Here is a 15,739-nt window from a genome sequence, read left to right on the forward strand (position 1 = left end):
CCATCCTGCTGATCACCGCTGTCGTCGCCTACACGGTCGCGCCCACCCCGTCCGTAGCCGAGATGCGCGACTGGGCCGAGGATCTCGGTCCCTGGTTCCTCGCGCTGTTCGCCGTCGTGAACCTCGTCGCGATCCTGTTCCCCATCCCCCGCACCATCTTCACGGTCACCGGCGGCGTGCTCTTTGGCGTGATCCCCGGCATCGTGCTGTCGATCGCGGTGGGCACGATCGCCGCGGTCCTCTCGCTGCTCGCCGTTCGCTCCATCGCCCGCGACTACATCCAGCAACGCATCTCGCTGCGCGAGTTCCACGAGGTCAACGACCGCCTCGCCCGCCGCGGCTGGCTCGCTGTGGCATCGCTGCGCCTGATCGCCCCGCTGCCGTTCTCGGTCGTCAACTACGCGTGCGGCCTGTCCTCGATCAGGATGACCCCGTTCGCCGTCGCCACGATGCTCGGCATGCTCCCGGGCACCACCGGCGTGATCCTGCTCGCCGACGCGATGACCGGTTCGACCAACCCCATCCTGCTCCTCGTCTCGCTCTGCCTCATCGGCCTCGGCGTTCTCGGCCTGCTCATCGACGCCCGCACCGCCACGCCCCGCGCCGCCACCACCTGAGGCCTCCCCACGCTCGAGCCCTGCCGCGTTCGCTGCGCGGTTGCCCCGACCGCGCCTCGCGCGCCAATCCGGGCACGCGGCGCCGCCGCATCACCGACACTGGAGTGCAGGCACCCACGCGCAGGGAAAGGCACCTATCGTGAGCACAACCAGCCCCGGCGGCGCACCGCTGCCACCGCACGCCACTGTTCTCATCGCCGGAGGCGGATTCTCCGGCCTCGGCGCCGCCATCAAGCTCATGCAGGACGGCACCACCGACATCGTCGTGCTCGAGAAGGCCAGCGACGTCGGCGGCACCTGGCAGGCAAACTCGTACCCCGGCTGCGCCTGCGACGTCCCGTCGGTGCTGTACTCCTACTCCTTCGCGCAGAACCCCGACTGGAGCAGCAGCTTCTCGCCCCAGCCCGAGATCTACGCCTACCTCCAGCGCGTCGCCCGCCAGTACGGCGTCATGGGCAAGGTCCGGCTCGGCACTAAGCTCCACGACGCCGCCTGGGATGACACGACGAAATGCTGGCGGTTCACCACCAGCGCAGGCTCGATGACCGCCGACATCTTCATCAACGCCACCGGCCCCCTCTCCGAGGTCGCCATCCCCGAGATTCCCGGTACCGAGGACTTCACCGGGGAGATGTTCCACTCCGCGCAGTGGAACCACGACTACGACCTGCGGGGCAAGCGCGTAGCCGTCATCGGCACCGGCGCCTCCGCGATCCAGTTCGTGCCTGAGATCCAGCCCGACGTCGAGAGCATGGTGCTGTTCCAGCGCACCGCCCCGTGGATCCTCCCCCGCCGCGACCGCACCTTCTCCTCGCTCGAGAAGACCCTGTTCAAGCGCGCGCCCATCTTCCAGAGGCTCGCCCGCTATACCACCTACTGGTACCGGGAGAGCTACGTCATCGGCTTCACACAGGTCCGCCCCGCGCTGCGCATCGCCGAGGCCCTCGGCCGGTGGAACATCCGCCGCCAGGTCCGCGACAAGAAGCTGCGCGAGAAGCTCACCCCGGACTTCCAGCTCGGCTGCAAGCGCGTCCTGATGTCCAACACCTACTACAAGGCCATCGACGCCGACAACAGCGACGTCAACACCAGCGGCATCATGCGCATCACCAAGGACTCCGTCATCGCCGGCGACGGCACCGAGCACCCTGTGGACTGCATCATCTGGGGCACCGGGTTCCACGTATCCGACACCGCTATCGCCGAGCACGTGCGCGGCCGCGACGGGCAAACCTTGGCGGACGCCTGGCACGGCAGCCCCGAGGCCTACCTCGGCATCACTGTCAACGGATTCCCCAACTACTTCCACATGGTCGGCCCCAACACCGGGCTCGGCCACAGCTCGATCGTGTTCATCATCGAGGCACAGCTGCGCTACATCCTCGACGCCATCAAGCAGCTCCGCGACAACAACCTCGCCACCCTCGAGCCCCTGCCCGAGGCGCAGGACGAGTGGATCGACCTCGTCCAGAAGAAGTCCCAGGGCACCGTGTGGCTCGAAGGCGGCTGCAATAGCTGGTACATCGACGACAAGGGTCGCAATTCGACCCTATGGCCCGGATACACCTTCACCTACCGCAAGCTCACCGCCAAGGCAGATCCAGAGAAGCATCTCGCGGAAGCACGGGTGTAGGTGCTGCGGCTGGGCTCGGCGGCTGGGCTCGGCGGCTGGGCTCGGTGGCTGGGCTCGGCGGCTTGGCTCCAGTCAAGATCTGCGAGCTAATGTCACGCTGGGGCGATCGTGTCGCGGCGTGGCGAGTGACATTAGCTAGCAGATTCTCGAACGCACCAAGCGCCGAGCCAGCTGGGCATCCTCGTGCGATGCGGACAGCTGGCTCGGCGTGCTCGTTATCGCGCCCCGGCTACTCCTTGGGCGGCACCGGCATTCCTGGGATTCCCCCACTGAGCTCGGTCAGGCTCCCGGCAACGGACTTCTGCGCCTCCGCCTCCGCGGCCCGCACCGCAGCCGTGATCTCCGGATCGGTCGTGGTGTCGAACCCCTCCTCGATGCCCTCGGCGTCGTCCTCGGGCCGCGGCAGGTCCTCCTCGACCGGGCTCGGCTCGAAGCGGAACACCCCGTCCTTGCCGGGCGCCCCGAGCTGCTTCGCGAACGCCTGCAGGGTTGCGTTGTAATCGCTCGGCACCACCCACACCTTGTTGGCGTCGCCCTTGGCCATCTCCGGAAGCGTCTGCAAGTAGCGGAACGCGAGCAGCTCCGGGGTGGGGCGCGCCTTCTTGATCGCCGCGAACGTCTTCTCGATCGCCTTCGCCTCGCCCTGCGCCCGCAGGTACGCGGCGGCACGATCACCCTGCGCGCGCAGGATCATCGACTGCCGCTCGCCCTCGGCATCGAGGATCGACGCCTGCTTCTGGCCCTCCGCCTGGAGGATCCGCGCCTGCTTGTCGCCCTCGGCGGTGCGGATCGCGGATTCCCGGTGGCCCTCGGCAGTGAGGATGGTCGCGCGCTTCTCGCGATCAGCCTTCATCTGCTTCTCCATCGACTCCTGCACGGAGGGCGGCGGATCGATCGAACGCAGCTCGACGCCGCCGACCTTCAGGCCCCAGCCAGAGGTCTTCTCGTCGAGCGCGCCGCTGAGCTGCTGGTTGATCACATCGCGGGAGGTGAGCGTCTCCTCCAGGGTCATGCCGCCGACGACATTGCGCAGCGTGGTGGTGGTGAGCTGCTCGACACCGCCGATGTAGTTGTTGATGCCATACACCGCAGCCGAGGGATCGGTGACCCGGAAGTACACGACGGTATCGATCATCAACCGCAGGTTGTCCTTGGTGATGGCGGACTGCGGCGGGAAGGACACCACCTGCTCGCGCGTATCCACCCGCGCTCGAATCGTGTCCGCGAACGGGATGAGGAAGTTCAGCCCCGAGATGGTTCGGGTGTACTTGCCGAAGCGCTCGACGACTGCTGCCTCGGCCTGCGGGATCAGTGCCACCGACTTCGCTAGCAGCACCACCGCGAACAGGACGAGGACAAGGACGACAGCAAGAAGGGTGGCTTCCATCAGAGTTGCCTCCAAACGATGGCGGTGGAGCCCGTGATCTGGGCAACGTGCACTTGCGTGCCGGGCGGATAGGACTCCGTCGGGTCCAGCGGGCGCGCGGTCCACAGGTCACCGGACAGCCGCACTTGCCCGCTGGTGGCCGTGATCTCCTGCGTGACAGTTGCCGAACGGCCCTCGAGCTCGGCCACGGTGCCCTCGACCGAGGGTTCCGAATGCAGCTTGCGCATCAGGATCGGGCGCACCACTCCCAGCAGCGCGACCGAGCTGCCCAGGAACACCGCTGCATCGACCCACAGCGGGAAATCCGTCACAGCGCTGAACCCAGCAGTGGCGAGAGCTCCACCCGCGAGCATCAGCAGGAAGAACTCACCAACGACAAGCTCGGCGAGCGCGAGGAGCGCTGCGCCGATGAACCAAAGAAGTGCGGTCACACTCTCCATCTAAGTGGTGGTGGACCATTCCAGCAACCGCTGGAGCCGTGCGGGCGGGCGGAGAATGCGGGAGTGTGCGAGAAACGACAGGTCCTGGCGGCATCCCTGTCGTTTTTCGCACGCGCGCGGGCAGGCGCCGTGGGCCTACTCTCCCGGATCGGTGACGAAGTCCACGAGCCGCTCCACGGCCCCGATCAGGTCTGACTCGAGATCGCGGAAGGAGCTGACCGACGATCGCACGTGGATCCATCCATCCTGCGGCGTGCCCCAACCGAGGGCATCGCAGATCCCGGTCTTCCAGTCCTGCCCCATCGGGATCACCGGCCACGCTGTGATGCCCACAGCGCGGGGGCGCACCGCCTGCCAGATGTCGACGAAGGGGTGACCGGTGACCATGACGTGCGGCCCGAGGTTCTGCGTGAGCCGCGCCTCCTTCGAGCCGGCGACGAGGTGATCGACGAGCACGCCGACCTTGCGCTCCGGGCCGGGGCCGAACTCCGCGAGCCGCTCGCCGAGATTGTCCAGCCCGCTCAACGGCTCGACGACGACTCCCTCGATGCGCAGGTCGTGGCCCCACACCTTCTCGACGAGCTCCGCATCGTGCACGCCCTCGACCCAGATGCGGCTCGCGCGCGCCGTCCGGGCACGGGCATCCTCCACCCGCACCGAGCCCGAAGCGGTGCGCCGCGGCCCCGGCGGGCTCGTCGCGACAGGCTTGGTGAGGGTGACGCGGCGGCCCTCGAACAGGAACCCGCCCTCGCGCATCCGGAACAGCCTCGTGCAGCGGGCCGCGTCCTCGAGCCGGACGAAATCCCCATCATAGGTGCGCTCGAACCCGACGATAGCGCCGCAGTATCCCGAGACGGGATCCTCGACGACCAAGCCCTTCTCGGCAGCCATCGACGGGTAGTCGGGCTTCCTCCGGCGCGCGTGGCCCGCCAGGATGTCTCCCGCGTATCTGTTGTCCACCACGACGCCACACGCTAGCGGCCCGGCAGGAAATGGTGGAGGCTGCCACGCCGATCTATGCTGGTTTGTCATGTCCTGCCCCAGCGCTTCCCTAGCCGTGTGGGCGTCGCACTGGCTTGCCGGTGGCGCCGCTCCCGATGATGTCGTGGACGCGCTGCACCTATGGGCGCCCCTGCACTTTGTCACCGCGGGCGAGCGCGTGGCGGGCGAGAGGCTCGCGGGAGCCCCGGTCGCCGAGGAATGGTTCGACGAGTCCGATGGCTCTGTCGTGCACCTCTTGCGGATGATGCGCACCGTCGGCGGGAGCTTCACCGTGGCGCTGCCGGTTCCTGGCGACGTACGGGGAATCCCTGCTGGTGGGGACCTCGCGGCCGCTGCCCTCGAAGCCGGGGAGGCCGTCCTCATCGACTCGGCAGCCGGCGCGGTCGGCCTGGTTCCTGCCGAGGCCGGGGACGAGGCGCTCACGTGGACGGTCTATCCCCTTGCCTCCGGGTTGCCCCATGCGGACGCGATGCCTCTCGGCGAGGCCGAGTACCTGCTGCGCCAGGCCACGCGTGATGCCGCGGCCGCGCTCGCCACGATGCAATTCACCGATCTCGCGGGCCCACGGGAGGTCCGCCCGCTCATCGTCGAGGCACTCGCGGACCTTTCGATGCATCGCTTCCCCGATGCCATCCCCCCGCGCGCGGCCCGGGTGCTCGATACCGCCAACGAGGTCGATGCGATCCTCCGCGTCGCCGGCGAGCATGGCGCCCTGCAATCACTGTCAGCGACGGGCATCTCGCATCGCGACGAGGTGCTGCGCCCCCTCCTCGATACCGTGCGCCAGGCCCGCGTCGCGGCTTTCACCGCGTGCGTGGCACCGCCGCGGGGATAGTTTTCGTCGCCCACACCGCCGCCACAAGTGTGCGGTTTTGCACCCCATTCCGCGCTTGGGAGGGTGCAAAACCGCACACAAGCGGTGGGGCGGGGCGGCAAAGAGGGCGGCACTAAGCCGGAGCGCAGTCCTACCCGCCAGAGCCAGAGCCAGCTCAATGCCCAGGCCGCCGAGGCATCTCGCAGCAGCCCACCGCGCAGGGTGCGCCGTTGGTGCTGGAGCCGCGCTGCGGGGCGCTGCCGGAGCGGGTTGGCTCGCGATCGCTCAGCGCCTCGTCGATGAGGTCGGCGATCATTGTGGTGAATCGCTCGTCCGTTCCAGGGGTGGCGGCGCGGGCGAAAGCGACGCCGAGCTTGTCGGCGGTCTCGCGGGCCTCGGTGTCGAGGTCCCACACCACCTCGAGGTGGTCGGAGACGAAGCCGACGGGGCAGACGATGACGGCGGTCTCGCCACGTGCGGCGAGGGCCTCGATGTGGTCGCAGATGTCGGGCTCGAGCCAGGGGATGCGGGCGGGTCCCGACCGGGATTGCCACACCACATCGAACTCGTTGCGGCCAACTGCCCCGGCGCACAGCGCGGCAGCCTCGTGGACCTGCCGGCTATAGAGGTGTCCGCCTTCCTCGGGAAGGCCCGCGGCCGCGTCGGCGCTCTCGGGAACGGAGTGGGCGGTGAAAACCAGCCGTGCTGTCTCGCGCAACGGCGCGGGGAGCTCGTCGCGGGCGGCGCGGATGGCGTCGGCGAATGCCTCGATGAGCAGGGGGTGATCGAAGTAGTGCCGCAGCTTGATCAGTTCGATCCCGGCATGAGCGGCCTCGATGGCCCGCGCGATGTCCTCGTGGTACTGCCGGCAGCCGGAGTACCCGCCCCATGCCGAGGTGGGGAAGACCAGCGCCCGCCGGATCCCATCCTCGAGCATTCGGGACACAGCGTCCTCGGCCATCGGGTGCCAGTTGCGGTTGCCGAAGTACACCGGCAGATCGTGGCCGCGCCGCTTGAGCTCGTGCTCCACCCTGGCGATGATGTCGCGGTTGAGGGCGTTGATCGGCGAGACGCCCCCGAAGTGCAGGTAGTGCTGCTCCACCTCGTCGAGGCGCTCGGGGGGCACATTGCGGCCGCGGGTCACGTTCTCGAGGAACGGTCGCACGTCCGCGGGCTGCTCGGGGCCGCCGAAGGAGAGGTAGAGCAAGGCATCGAAGTGGCCTGCGGAGGATTCTTCCATGCCCACCAGTATCAGAATGCCTGCGTGCTCGCGCCACCATCGACGTAGATCACGGTGCCGGTGGTCTTGGGCAGCCAGTCCGACAGCACGGCGCACACGGTCTGCGCGACGGGAGTGGGGTCGTCCGCGTCCCAGCCGAGCGGGGCGCGCTCGTCCCACTTCTCGTTGATCTGCCGGATCTCCTCCCCCACACCGGTGGCGGTCCCGGCGATCGCCTTCGCGGCGAGCGTGCGGACCGGGCCCGCAGCGACGAGGTTGGAGCGGATCCCCTGCGGACCGAGCTCGCGCGCGACGTAGCGGTTGATCGATTCGAGGGCAGCCTTGGCCACTCCCATCCAGTTGTAGAACGGCATCGCGTTGCGCGGGTCGAAGTCCATTCCCACGATGGAGCCACCGGCCGACATGAGGGGCTGCACGGCCTTGGCGAGCGCCGCGTAGGAGTAGGCGGATACCTCGGTGGCAACGGCGCCGTCCTTCCACGGGGCATCGAGGAAGGGGCTGCCCAGGCAGGACGGGGGCGCGAAGCCGATGGAATGCACCACGCCGTCGAGGCCATCGACGTGCTCGCGCACGCGGTCCGCGAGCGTGGCGAGGTGCTCCTCGTTCTGCACGTCGAGCTCGATGACTGGGGCGGGCTTGGGCAGGCGCTGCGCGATCCGCTCGATCAGCCGCATCCGCGCGAACCCGGTCAGGATCACCTCCGCGCCCTGCTCCTGCGCCGCCTTGGCGACGTGGAACGCGATCGATGAATCGGTGATCACACCGGTGATGAGTAGGCGCTTGCCTGCGAGCAGACCGCTCATGTGTTCCTCCAAGTAGGGAATGGGATGGTTGCCGAGCCAGGGGCCCGTGCGATCGGGCTGGCTCAGTGCCCCATGCCGAGGCCACCGTCAACGGGGATGACGGCGCCCGAGACGTAGCGCGCATCGTCGGAGGCGAGCCAGCTCACCACGCCCGCTACCTCCTCGGGCTGCCCGGCGCGCGCCAATGGCACCGCTCCCGTGATCATCTTCTTGTGGTCGTCGGCGAGGTCAGCGGTCATGTCGGTCTCGATGAAGCCCGGCGCCACGACGTTCGCGGTGATGCTGCGGGAGCCTAGCTCGCGGGTCAGTGACCGCGCCATGCCGATGACGCCAGCCTTGGATGCCGCGTAGTTGATCTGGCCGGGGCCGCCCGCGAGCCCCACCACGGAGCCGAGGAAGATGAACCGGCCGAACCGTGCCCGCAGCATCGCGCGCGTCGCGCGCTTCGCGACGCGGAACGCGCCCGTGAGATTTGCATCGATGACCCGCTCGAACTGCTCGTCGCTCATGCGCATCAGCAGGGTGTCGTCGGTAATGCCCGCATTGGCGACGAGTACCTCGACGGGCCCCTGGTGCTGCTCGACGTCGGTGAACGCGGCGTCCACCGACGCTGTGTCGGTCACGTCGCACTGCACCCCGAACAGGCCGTCGGGCACGCCCGAGCCGCGATGGGTCACCGCCACCTTGTGGCCATCCGCTTGCAGCCGGCGCGCGATCGCCAGCCCAATACCGCGGTTGCCCCCTGTCACGAGAACCGAGCGCGCGACGAACCCCGAAGACGAATCACTAGACATGCCTGCCAACCTATCGCCTCGCCCGCGGCGGCGTGCCGCCGGCGCGCGAATTGGCCGCTCCCGCTGCCCCGGATTCTTGTCAGTGCCGAGGTCGACAATGAGGTCATAGAGGGCGTGGGCTTGCAAGGAAGCTGGTGAGTCATGGAGCGGTCGAAGCGTTCCCCGGCTGCGGGACTGGCGCGCAGGGGCGAAGGAGCCATCGGCGCGATCGTGCTGCTGGTGCTGGCCGGCACGATCGTCGCGATGGGAGCGGGCGCGGCACGGGAGTGCGTGCTCGTCCGCGACCAGGACCTTCCTGGCTATGTGACGGTGTCGATGCGCGTGGAGACCAGCGCGGGGGTGGTCATGGATGCAAGCGGCGGTGGTGGCCCGGGGTCGCGCGTGCTGAGGGTCGATGGCATGACCTATGTGTTGGCGGACGAGCCATTGCGGGCCTGGACGCCGGACGGCACGCGGGGGCTGGCGCCCGGCGGACCCGCCAGCGCGGGGGATGTCCTGGACTTGCCGGGTGGGTCTAGCGGGACGCGGCCGGGGTTCGATCCGCACCGCATCGTCCGCGTGGTCGAGCAGGAGGTGCCCGAGCCAGCTGCTCGCGGCGGGGACTTCTGGGCTTATGAGGTCCGGCCTGTTCCCATGGACGAGGCATTCGACGAGTTCGCGGTGGCGGTCCGTCTCGATGCGGGCGCGGTGCGGGCGACCATGCCGATGCTGGATCGGGTCAACCCATTCCTCGACGGGTGCGTGACGGTTGTTGGATCCACTCCGGCAGTTTCCGGCGCATTCGATGGGGCCACGGTCTCGGTGAGCAGGCTCGATGCGCAGTTCGACCTGGTTCGCGGTGTCTCTCACGTCAACGCGCTAGTGAGCAGCGAGTGCTTGGCCTGCGGGGGGCTCAACGTTCCGCTGAACGGCGGTCCGGACGTGTCGTTACGGATACTGCCTGCTGGCAGTGGTGCGGACCGCGAACCGGGGCGCCAAGCGCGCTCAGGCGCCAAGCCACCGCTCGAGTGGTCGCGCGCTGCGGTGGAGGTCTCGATCGGGCGCCTGTTGACCGTCTCGTCCGGCCCTGGCGAGGTTGCATCTCCGGCTGGTCCGGCGAGAATCCTCGACGACGCCTAGCACTGTTGCCACCCTGCTTTGGTCCGAGCCACGCGTCTCGCGCCCCGCGAGCTGCCACCCTTGAGCCATAGCAACCACGGTTGGTGCCCAGCCGCCACGGATATTTCGGTGGCAGGAGCGCGCAATGGTGGCAACAGCCCGGTAAGGGTGGCAGCTGGCCGCCATAGCGCTCGCAGGTGCCCAGGCCAGCCAGGACCAGCCGCCAGCCAGGACCAGCCACCAGCCACCAGCCACCAGCCAGGACCACGCTAGCCCGGCCAGACGACGCGCCTAGTCCGCCCGCCCACAAGCTCAGGGGATGCGGCGACTCACGACGAGCGCGATGCCCCCAGCGATGGCGATGAAGAGCGTGCCGAGGATCAGCCAGGGCTGGCTGGCATCGCCCCGCCGGATCTCGTAGCCGATCTGCGACTCGAGGGTCTCGTAGACCGCTGCGAGCTCCTCCTGCGAGGCCGCGGCGTAGAACTCGCCGCCACTCATCGCGGCGATGTCCTGCATCGATGCCTCGTCGACGGGCACCGGGATGACCTGGTCCTCGATGACGACGGATCCGATCATGGTGCCGAAGGAGATGGTCGAGACGGGGATGTCGCGCTCGCCGGACAACCGTGCCGCGGTGAAGGCGCCGCGGGGCGCGTCGAGGTCGGCGGGGACGGTTTGCTTGCCGTCGGAGATCAGCACGATGTGCGCCGGGGGTGGCTCGTCCTCGCCGGGGATGATCGCGGCGATGCTCTCGATGGCCTGCAGCGAGGTGAAGATCGCCTCGCCGGTGGCGGTTCGCTCGGAGAGCTCGAGCCGATTGATCGCGCTGGCGACCGGCGCCCTGTCCGTGGTGGGCGGGACGAGCACGGACGCGGTCCCGGCGTAGCTGACGAGTCCGAGATTGAGCCCCTCGGGCAGGCCTTCCGCGAAGTCGATGGCGGCCTCCTGCGCAGCGACGAGCCGGGACGGCGTGACATCGGTGGCTTCCATCGACAGGGAGGTGTCGATCGCGAGGATGACGGTGGCGCGGTCGCGCGGGACGCGTTGCTCCTTGGTCGGGGAGGCGAGCGCGACGGTGAGCAGCGCGAGACCGACGAGCATGAGCACCGCGGGGATGTGCCGCTCGGCGTGGGGCCGCCGGGGAGCCACGGTATCGAGCAGCGCGAGGTTGGTGAACTTCATGATGTTGCGCTGGCGGGCCCGCAGCGCGATCAGGTAGCCAACAACGAGGCCTGCGATGACGAGCAGGAACAGCAGCCACCAGGGGCTGTTGAAACCGGTGAGGCTCATAGGGAACCTCCTGGTGGACGCCGGGCGGCACCGGCGGCGGGCGCGGAGAACTGGTGGCGGCGCGCGGCGACGAACCGGACGATGTCGGCGATCCAATCACTGTCGGTGCGCAGGGTCAGGCGCGGGCAGCCACAGCGACGCAGCGCGGTCTCGACGGCGGCGCGCTGTTGCTCGGCAGCAAGGGCGAAATCACGGCGGATGCGGCGCGAGGTGACGATCTCGCGGGTCTCGCCCGATTCGGGGTCCTGCAGCACGACGCGCCCGACGTCGGGCAGGGAGAGGTCACGGGGGTCGATGACCTCGATGGCGAGCAGGTCGTGCCGGTGCGATACGGCCCGCAGGGATCGCTCCCAGTCGATGGGTCCGAGGAAGTCGCTGATGATGACGGCGAGGCCGCGGCGGCGGGGCGGGCGGCGCAGCGCGTCGATGAGGCCATCGAGGCTGCCGCGGGTGCCGGAGGGAGCACGGGGGGTGGTGGCGATGCGTCGCAGCACGACCTGCCGGTGGTGCAGCCCCGACCTCGCCGGGATGCGCGTGGTGGCCGCGCCATTGGAGACGAGCGCACCGATGCGGTTGGCTCCCCCGCCGGTCAGGTAGGTGACGGCGGCGGACGCGGCGATCGCGAGGTCCCGCTTGTCGCTGCCGGCGGTGCCGAAGTCGAGGCTCGCGGAGAGGTCGAGGACGATCCACGTCTCGAGCTCGCGGTCGGCGACGGTCTGCCGGACATGGGGGTGGGTGGTACGGGCGGTGACGGACCAGTCCATCTGCCGCACGTCGTCGCCGGGCTCGTAGGGGCGCGCATCGCCGGGCTCGGATCCCGGCCCCGGGATGAGGCCGAGGTGCTCGCCATGGAGGATGCCGTCGAGCTTGCGCTTGACGGTGAGCTCGAGTGTGCGCAGGGCAGCGGCGAGCCGGGGGTCGCGGAGCTCGCCGCGGGCGAACGACGGGGGCGCGGGATGCTGGCCGTGCTGCTCGCCGGAGGAAGGCGTGTCCATCAAAGTCCTCGTGGCTGCCGGTTCACGGGCGGGCGGACGGTGGCTGTGCCGACTGTTGCTGCGGCATCGCGGGCTGGCCCGGGGCCTGCTGGGATGTCACCTGGGGCAGCCCCACGGTGTGCAGCACGCGCTCGATGATCGTCTCGGTGGTGATGTCGTCCGCGAGCGCATCGAAGCTGAGAACGAGCCTGTGGCGCAGCACGTCAGGGATGATCTCGACGACGTCCTGCGGGATGACGTAGTCGCGGCCGCGCAGGAGGGCGAGGGACCGGGCGGCCGCGATGATGCCGAGGGTGGCGCGGGGCGAGGCGCCGTAGGCGAGCCAGCTCGCGACATCGTCGAGCCCGAGCGAGCGCGGGTCGCGCGTCGCGGTGATGAGGCGGACGACGTAGTCGATGAGCGCGTGGTGGACGAAGACGTTGCTCGCCGAGCGCTGCAGCCGGATGACCTTCTCGGGATCGAGGATCTGCCGCGCCGTGGGAGTGGTGACGCCCATGCGGTAGACGATCTCCCGCTCCTCCTCGACCGTCGGGTAGTCGACGAGCACCTTGAACAGGAAGCGGTCCCGCTGCGCCTCGGGGAGCGGGTACGCGCCCTCGCTCTCGATGGGGTTCTGGGTGGCGAGCACGAGGAAGGGCTCGGGCACGGGGAATCGCTTGCCCCCGATGGATACGTGGTGCTCGGCCATGACCTCGAGCAGCGCCGACTGAACTTTGGCGGGGGCACGGTTGATCTCGTCGGCGAGGACGAAGTTCGCCACGACCGGGCCGAGCTCGGTGTCGAACTGCTCGCGCCCCTGGCGGTAGATGCGGGTACCGATCAGGTCGGTGGGCACGAGGTCAGGGGTGAACTGCACGCGGGAGAAGCTGCCTCCGATGACGGTCGAGAGGGTGGAGACCGCGAGGGTCTTGGCGACTCCGGGAACGCCTTCGAGGAGGACGTGTCCCTTGGACAGCATGCCGACGAGGAGCCGCTCGACGAGCCGGTCCTGGCCGACGATGACGCGCTTGATCTCGTGCGCGGCGCGCTCGAGGAGCTGCGCGTCCTCGCGCGCCGACGCCGCGCTGGGTCCTGCATCCGCCCCGGTCGGCGCGCGCCCGTCTTCCCGGTTGCCTGTCTGCTCGAACGTCACTGTCGCTGACCACCGTTGTCGCTCGTGCCGGGCTGAACCCGGCGTGTCCAGTACTCCGATCCACTATTGCAGGTTCGGCGGTGGAATGCCCGCGCCCTGGGCACGGGAACCTCAGATCATGCGGACAGCGAACGGCAGGAGCCCGGTGCGGTCGAGAGGGGCGATGCGGACGTGGCCGCCCGAGAACGGTGCCTCGAGCACGGTTTCCCCGCCGAGGTAGAGGGCGACATGGTCGCGCCCGCCCTCGCCCCAGAACAGCAGGTCGCCGCGCTGCGCCGCCGCGACCGGCACGCGCGGGCCGGCGTGGAGCATATGGCCGCTGTAGCGGGGCAGCCGTATCCCAGCGCTGGCGAACGAATACACCATCAGGCCCGAGCAGTCGAAGCCGACCTTCTCGTAGTCACGGTGCTCGTCGGCGATGCCTCCGTCGCGGATGCCAGGGCCGGGCCCCTGCGCGCCGCCACCGCCCCAGGCGTAGGGCGTACCGATTTGCGCGCGTGCCCGGTCGATCACGGCATCGATGCGCTGCATCCGGTCCGGCGCGGACCACGGATCCGAGATCTCGATCGCGGAGGCGACGGCGGGCGGGCCCGCCACAGCGGTTGCAGCCAGGGGCCCGGGGAGGAGGATCGCGGCCACGACGAGCGTTGACAATGCCCGCGAGCAGGCGTTAGGGCATTCTCGGGGCATCCGTTGGATCCATTCGTCATGACGTCAGGAATCGCGACGGATCCGGGCAGAGAGGGCCGATGGCGCGGCCGGGGTTCCGGGCGATGTCGCTGCTGACGCTAGGAGGCCACGGCCTGGCACGAACGGCGATTCATCCGCTCGTGCCCAAGCTGAAACATTGGCTTGCCAGATATCACGATCAGCCGGTGCTGATCGCAATTAATCTGTAACGTCGCGCTAGACGAACCGCACCGCGACGGGCTGGATTCCTGACCAGTTGATCGGTGCAATGCGCACGGTAGCGCCCGAGTGCGGCGATTCTACGACCATTCCGTTTCCGATGTAGAGAGCTGCGTGGTGCCTACCGCCAGGACCGTAGAACAGCACATCGCCGGGCTTGCGCTGCGCGAGCGGCACGTGGGTCCCGGCGCGGAAGATGTCACCACTGGTCCGGGGAAGGAATACCCCTGCGCCGGCAAATGCATAGACCAGCAGGCCGGAGCAGTCGAAGCCGATCTTGTTGTAGTCGCCGTGGCGGTCCGCGACGCCACCATCCCGGATTCCCCTGGTGGGGCCATGGATATTTCCTCCGCCCCAGGCGTATGTCACGCCGAGCTGGGAGCGCGCGCGGTCGATGACGATCTGGGCGCGCGTCTGCGCGACCGGTGACTCCTCGCCCACGGGGGGCGTCACTGGCCTCTCCGCGGCCGGCGTCTCTGGTGGCGCTAGCGGGACGGCGGGCGAAAGGGGGCTCGACGGGGCCGGCCCCGGACCGGTGATGCTGCCGAACAACGGGTTGGCGGCGGCGGCCGGAACGGCTGTCAGCAGCAGGGATGCGGTGGCCACGATGGGCCAGACTATTCGCGAAATGCGCACGCGCTCCTCCTCCTGGAACGTATAGGGCAAGCGCGCGGGAAGAATTGCCGCGCGTGCTTGCAGCGCTCGCGGCGTATCCGTTTTTTCTTTCCCATGGACGCCCCTGGGGTGTTCCGCAGCCTGGCGAAACCGGGGATGCGTCCACTGCGCACCACTTGGAAGGTACGTCACTTGAGGATTAAACGGACCATTTTCGAAAGATCACGAGCAGATAACCAAGATTTCGACAATGGATGCGCAAGCGCGCATGAAAGACCCATACCTGTACGCATTATGTTTGCGGCAATGGCCCGGTGCCGCGCCGGTTAATCCAGGAACGCGTTAGCGCTGGGAGAAGTACCCGCGGCGCGTCCACCACCGCAGGGCCGCGATGCCGACCACGAGGGAGAGCAGCAGCACCAGCGTCACCGTGGTCCAGGGGAAGCCCTGCTCGGTGATTCCATCGAGGAACGTCGACGAGGCCGCGACAGGGTCCCCGGGAACGACCTCATGCTGGGCACGCTCAAGAGTGAACCGGTCGACATCATCGCTATAGGTGCCCACGGCCCACGGGCTCAGCGCCAGGACCGTGCCACTGTCGGCGGCACCGATGTCGTTCGCGAGGTCGCGCAGGCCGCTGCCATACACGGGGTGGTACGGGATGGCGACGATCTTCAGGTCGATGCCCGATTCCGCCGCCTCGGCGACGATCCCCTGCAGCGCTTCGACGTCGGCCTCGGGGGCCCACACGTTGTCGTCGGACAGGCCGTCGAGCACCTCCGCGAGATCGAGCCCTGGTGGCACCTGCGCGTGCACTGCACCGATTCCCATGTGATGCCTGATCCTTCCAACCGTGCGAACCGTCCCCGTGAGAGTACTCGACAGCACCGCCGCGGTCCTGCCCGCAACGGCCTCCGGGCCTTCCCGAGCGAGGCCGGCATGCCGTCGCGGCACCCCGCCTGGTTCA

At 68.8% G+C, this 15,739-nt stretch carries 16 protein-coding genes; 4 read left to right on the top strand and 12 right to left on the bottom strand.

Annotation, left to right across the window (positions count from 1 at the left end; translation table 11 throughout):
- Window positions 1–2: 2 nt before the first annotated feature.
- Window positions 3–617: a TVP38/TMEM64 family protein gene (locus HT102_RS01750; protein ID WP_192037681.1), complete on the top strand. Its 615-nt coding sequence runs from the start codon at window positions 3–5 to the stop codon at window positions 615–617.
- Between the two features lie 139 nt (window positions 618–756).
- A complete protein-coding gene (locus HT102_RS01755; protein ID WP_333473231.1) occupies window positions 757–2,250 on the top strand; it encodes a flavin-containing monooxygenase in 1,494 nt (497 codons plus the stop codon).
- Window positions 2,251–2,479: 229 nt separating this feature from the next.
- On the opposite strand, the gene HT102_RS01760 is transcribed toward HT102_RS01755, so the two are convergent.
- From HT102_RS01760 to HT102_RS01770, 3 genes are all read right to left on the bottom strand, one after another.
- Window positions 2,480–3,637, bottom strand: coding sequence for an SPFH domain-containing protein (locus HT102_RS01760; protein WP_192037682.1), 1,158 nt, complete (start codon window positions 3,635–3,637; stop codon window positions 2,480–2,482).
- Window positions 3,637–4,068 (bottom strand): NfeD family protein, encoded by a 432-nt coding sequence (locus tag HT102_RS01765; RefSeq protein ID WP_192037683.1) that lies wholly within the window; start codon window positions 4,066–4,068, stop codon window positions 3,637–3,639. Before HT102_RS01765 ends, HT102_RS01760 begins: the two co-directional genes overlap by 1 nt.
- Window positions 4,069–4,212: 144 nt before the next feature.
- Window positions 4,213–4,968 carry a DUF3097 domain-containing protein gene (locus tag HT102_RS01770; RefSeq protein ID WP_232845155.1) on the bottom strand — a complete coding sequence of 252 codons (756 nt, stop codon included), beginning with the start codon at window positions 4,966–4,968 and terminating at the stop codon, window positions 4,213–4,215.
- Between the two features lie 139 nt (window positions 4,969–5,107).
- Here HT102_RS01770 and HT102_RS01775 point away from each other — a divergent pair, with 139 nt between their 5' ends.
- The gene (locus HT102_RS01775; RefSeq protein WP_192037685.1) at window positions 5,108–5,914 is read left to right on the top strand and encodes a hypothetical protein; all 807 of its coding nucleotides are present in this window, start codon (window positions 5,108–5,110) and stop codon (window positions 5,912–5,914) included.
- Between the two features lie 154 nt (window positions 5,915–6,068).
- Here HT102_RS01775 and HT102_RS01780 read toward each other — a convergent pair whose 3' ends face one another.
- From HT102_RS01780 to fabG1, 3 genes are all read right to left on the bottom strand, one after another.
- The gene (locus HT102_RS01780; RefSeq protein ID WP_192037686.1) at window positions 6,069–7,133 is read right to left on the bottom strand and encodes a ferrochelatase; all 1,065 of its coding nucleotides are present in this window, start codon (window positions 7,131–7,133) and stop codon (window positions 6,069–6,071) included.
- A gap of 11 nt (window positions 7,134–7,144) precedes the next feature.
- Window positions 7,145–7,936 carry an NADH-dependent enoyl-ACP reductase InhA gene (gene inhA, locus HT102_RS01785; protein ID WP_192037687.1) on the bottom strand — a complete coding sequence of 264 codons (792 nt, stop codon included), beginning with the start codon at window positions 7,934–7,936 and terminating at the stop codon, window positions 7,145–7,147.
- 62 nt (window positions 7,937–7,998) lie between these two features.
- A complete protein-coding gene (gene fabG1 / locus HT102_RS01790; protein ID WP_192037688.1) occupies window positions 7,999–8,730 on the bottom strand; it encodes a 3-oxoacyl-ACP reductase FabG1 in 732 nt (243 codons plus the stop codon).
- A gap of 141 nt (window positions 8,731–8,871) precedes the next feature.
- Between fabG1 and HT102_RS01795 the strand changes: the two genes are divergently transcribed.
- Complete coding sequence (locus HT102_RS01795) at window positions 8,872–9,849, top strand: hypothetical protein (RefSeq protein WP_192037689.1); 978 nt, start codon at window positions 8,872–8,874, stop codon at window positions 9,847–9,849.
- A 291-nt stretch (window positions 9,850–10,140) separates the two neighbouring features.
- Here HT102_RS01795 and HT102_RS01800 read toward each other — a convergent pair whose 3' ends face one another.
- The 6 genes from HT102_RS01800 to HT102_RS01825 form a co-directional block, all read right to left on the bottom strand.
- Window positions 10,141–11,121: a VWA domain-containing protein gene (locus HT102_RS01800; RefSeq protein ID WP_192037690.1), complete on the bottom strand. Its 981-nt coding sequence runs from the start codon at window positions 11,119–11,121 to the stop codon at window positions 10,141–10,143.
- Entirely contained in the window at window positions 11,118–12,116 is a 999-nt protein-coding gene (locus HT102_RS01805) for a DUF58 domain-containing protein (RefSeq protein ID WP_192037691.1), read from the bottom strand. Before HT102_RS01805 ends, HT102_RS01800 begins: the two co-directional genes overlap by 4 nt.
- A gap of 22 nt (window positions 12,117–12,138) precedes the next feature.
- Window positions 12,139–13,248 (bottom strand): AAA family ATPase, encoded by a 1,110-nt coding sequence (locus HT102_RS01810; protein ID WP_192037692.1) that lies wholly within the window; start codon window positions 13,246–13,248, stop codon window positions 12,139–12,141.
- Window positions 13,249–13,359: 111 nt separating this feature from the next.
- Entirely contained in the window at window positions 13,360–13,938 is a 579-nt protein-coding gene (locus HT102_RS01815; RefSeq protein WP_192037693.1) for a C40 family peptidase, read from the bottom strand.
- A 216-nt stretch (window positions 13,939–14,154) separates the two neighbouring features.
- The gene (locus HT102_RS15775; protein ID WP_333473233.1) at window positions 14,155–14,763 is read right to left on the bottom strand and encodes an NlpC/P60 family protein; all 609 of its coding nucleotides are present in this window, start codon (window positions 14,761–14,763) and stop codon (window positions 14,155–14,157) included.
- A gap of 351 nt (window positions 14,764–15,114) precedes the next feature.
- A complete protein-coding gene (locus HT102_RS01825; protein WP_192037695.1) occupies window positions 15,115–15,603 on the bottom strand; it encodes an Rv1476 family membrane protein in 489 nt (162 codons plus the stop codon).
- Window positions 15,604–15,739: the final 136 nt, after the last annotated feature.

Origin of the sequence: Lolliginicoccus lacisalsi (assembly GCF_014841105.1) — a bacterium.
GTDB lineage: Bacteria > Actinomycetota > Actinomycetes > Mycobacteriales > Mycobacteriaceae > Lolliginicoccus > Lolliginicoccus lacisalsi.

What these genes read in the sequence shown, in the direction of transcription:
- HT102_RS01815 (WP_192037693.1), bottom strand. Translation starts at nt 13,938, where the DNA reads ATGCCCCGAGAATGCCCTAACGCCTGCTCGCGGGCATTGTCAACGCTC.
- HT102_RS01770 (WP_232845155.1), bottom strand. Translation starts at nt 4,968, where the DNA reads ATGGCTGCCGAGAAGGGCTTGGTCGTCGAGGATCCCGTCTCGGGATAC.
- inhA (WP_192037687.1), bottom strand. Translation starts at nt 7,936, where the DNA reads ATGAGCGGTCTGCTCGCAGGCAAGCGCCTACTCATCACCGGTGTGATC.
- HT102_RS01775 (WP_192037685.1), top strand. Translation starts at nt 5,108, where the DNA reads ATGTCCTGCCCCAGCGCTTCCCTAGCCGTGTGGGCGTCGCACTGGCTT.
- fabG1 (WP_192037688.1), bottom strand. Translation starts at nt 8,730, where the DNA reads ATGTCTAGTGATTCGTCTTCGGGGTTCGTCGCGCGCTCGGTTCTCGTG.
- HT102_RS01795 (WP_192037689.1), top strand. Translation starts at nt 8,872, where the DNA reads ATGGAGCGGTCGAAGCGTTCCCCGGCTGCGGGACTGGCGCGCAGGGGC.
- HT102_RS01800 (WP_192037690.1), bottom strand. Translation starts at nt 11,121, where the DNA reads ATGAGCCTCACCGGTTTCAACAGCCCCTGGTGGCTGCTGTTCCTGCTC.
- HT102_RS01805 (WP_192037691.1), bottom strand. Translation starts at nt 12,116, where the DNA reads ATGGACACGCCTTCCTCCGGCGAGCAGCACGGCCAGCATCCCGCGCCC.
- HT102_RS01780 (WP_192037686.1), bottom strand. Translation starts at nt 7,133, where the DNA reads ATGGAAGAATCCTCCGCAGGCCACTTCGATGCCTTGCTCTACCTCTCC.
- HT102_RS01825 (WP_192037695.1), bottom strand. Translation starts at nt 15,603, where the DNA reads ATGGGAATCGGTGCAGTGCACGCGCAGGTGCCACCAGGGCTCGATCTC.
- HT102_RS01760 (WP_192037682.1), bottom strand. Translation starts at nt 3,637, where the DNA reads ATGGAAGCCACCCTTCTTGCTGTCGTCCTTGTCCTCGTCCTGTTCGCG.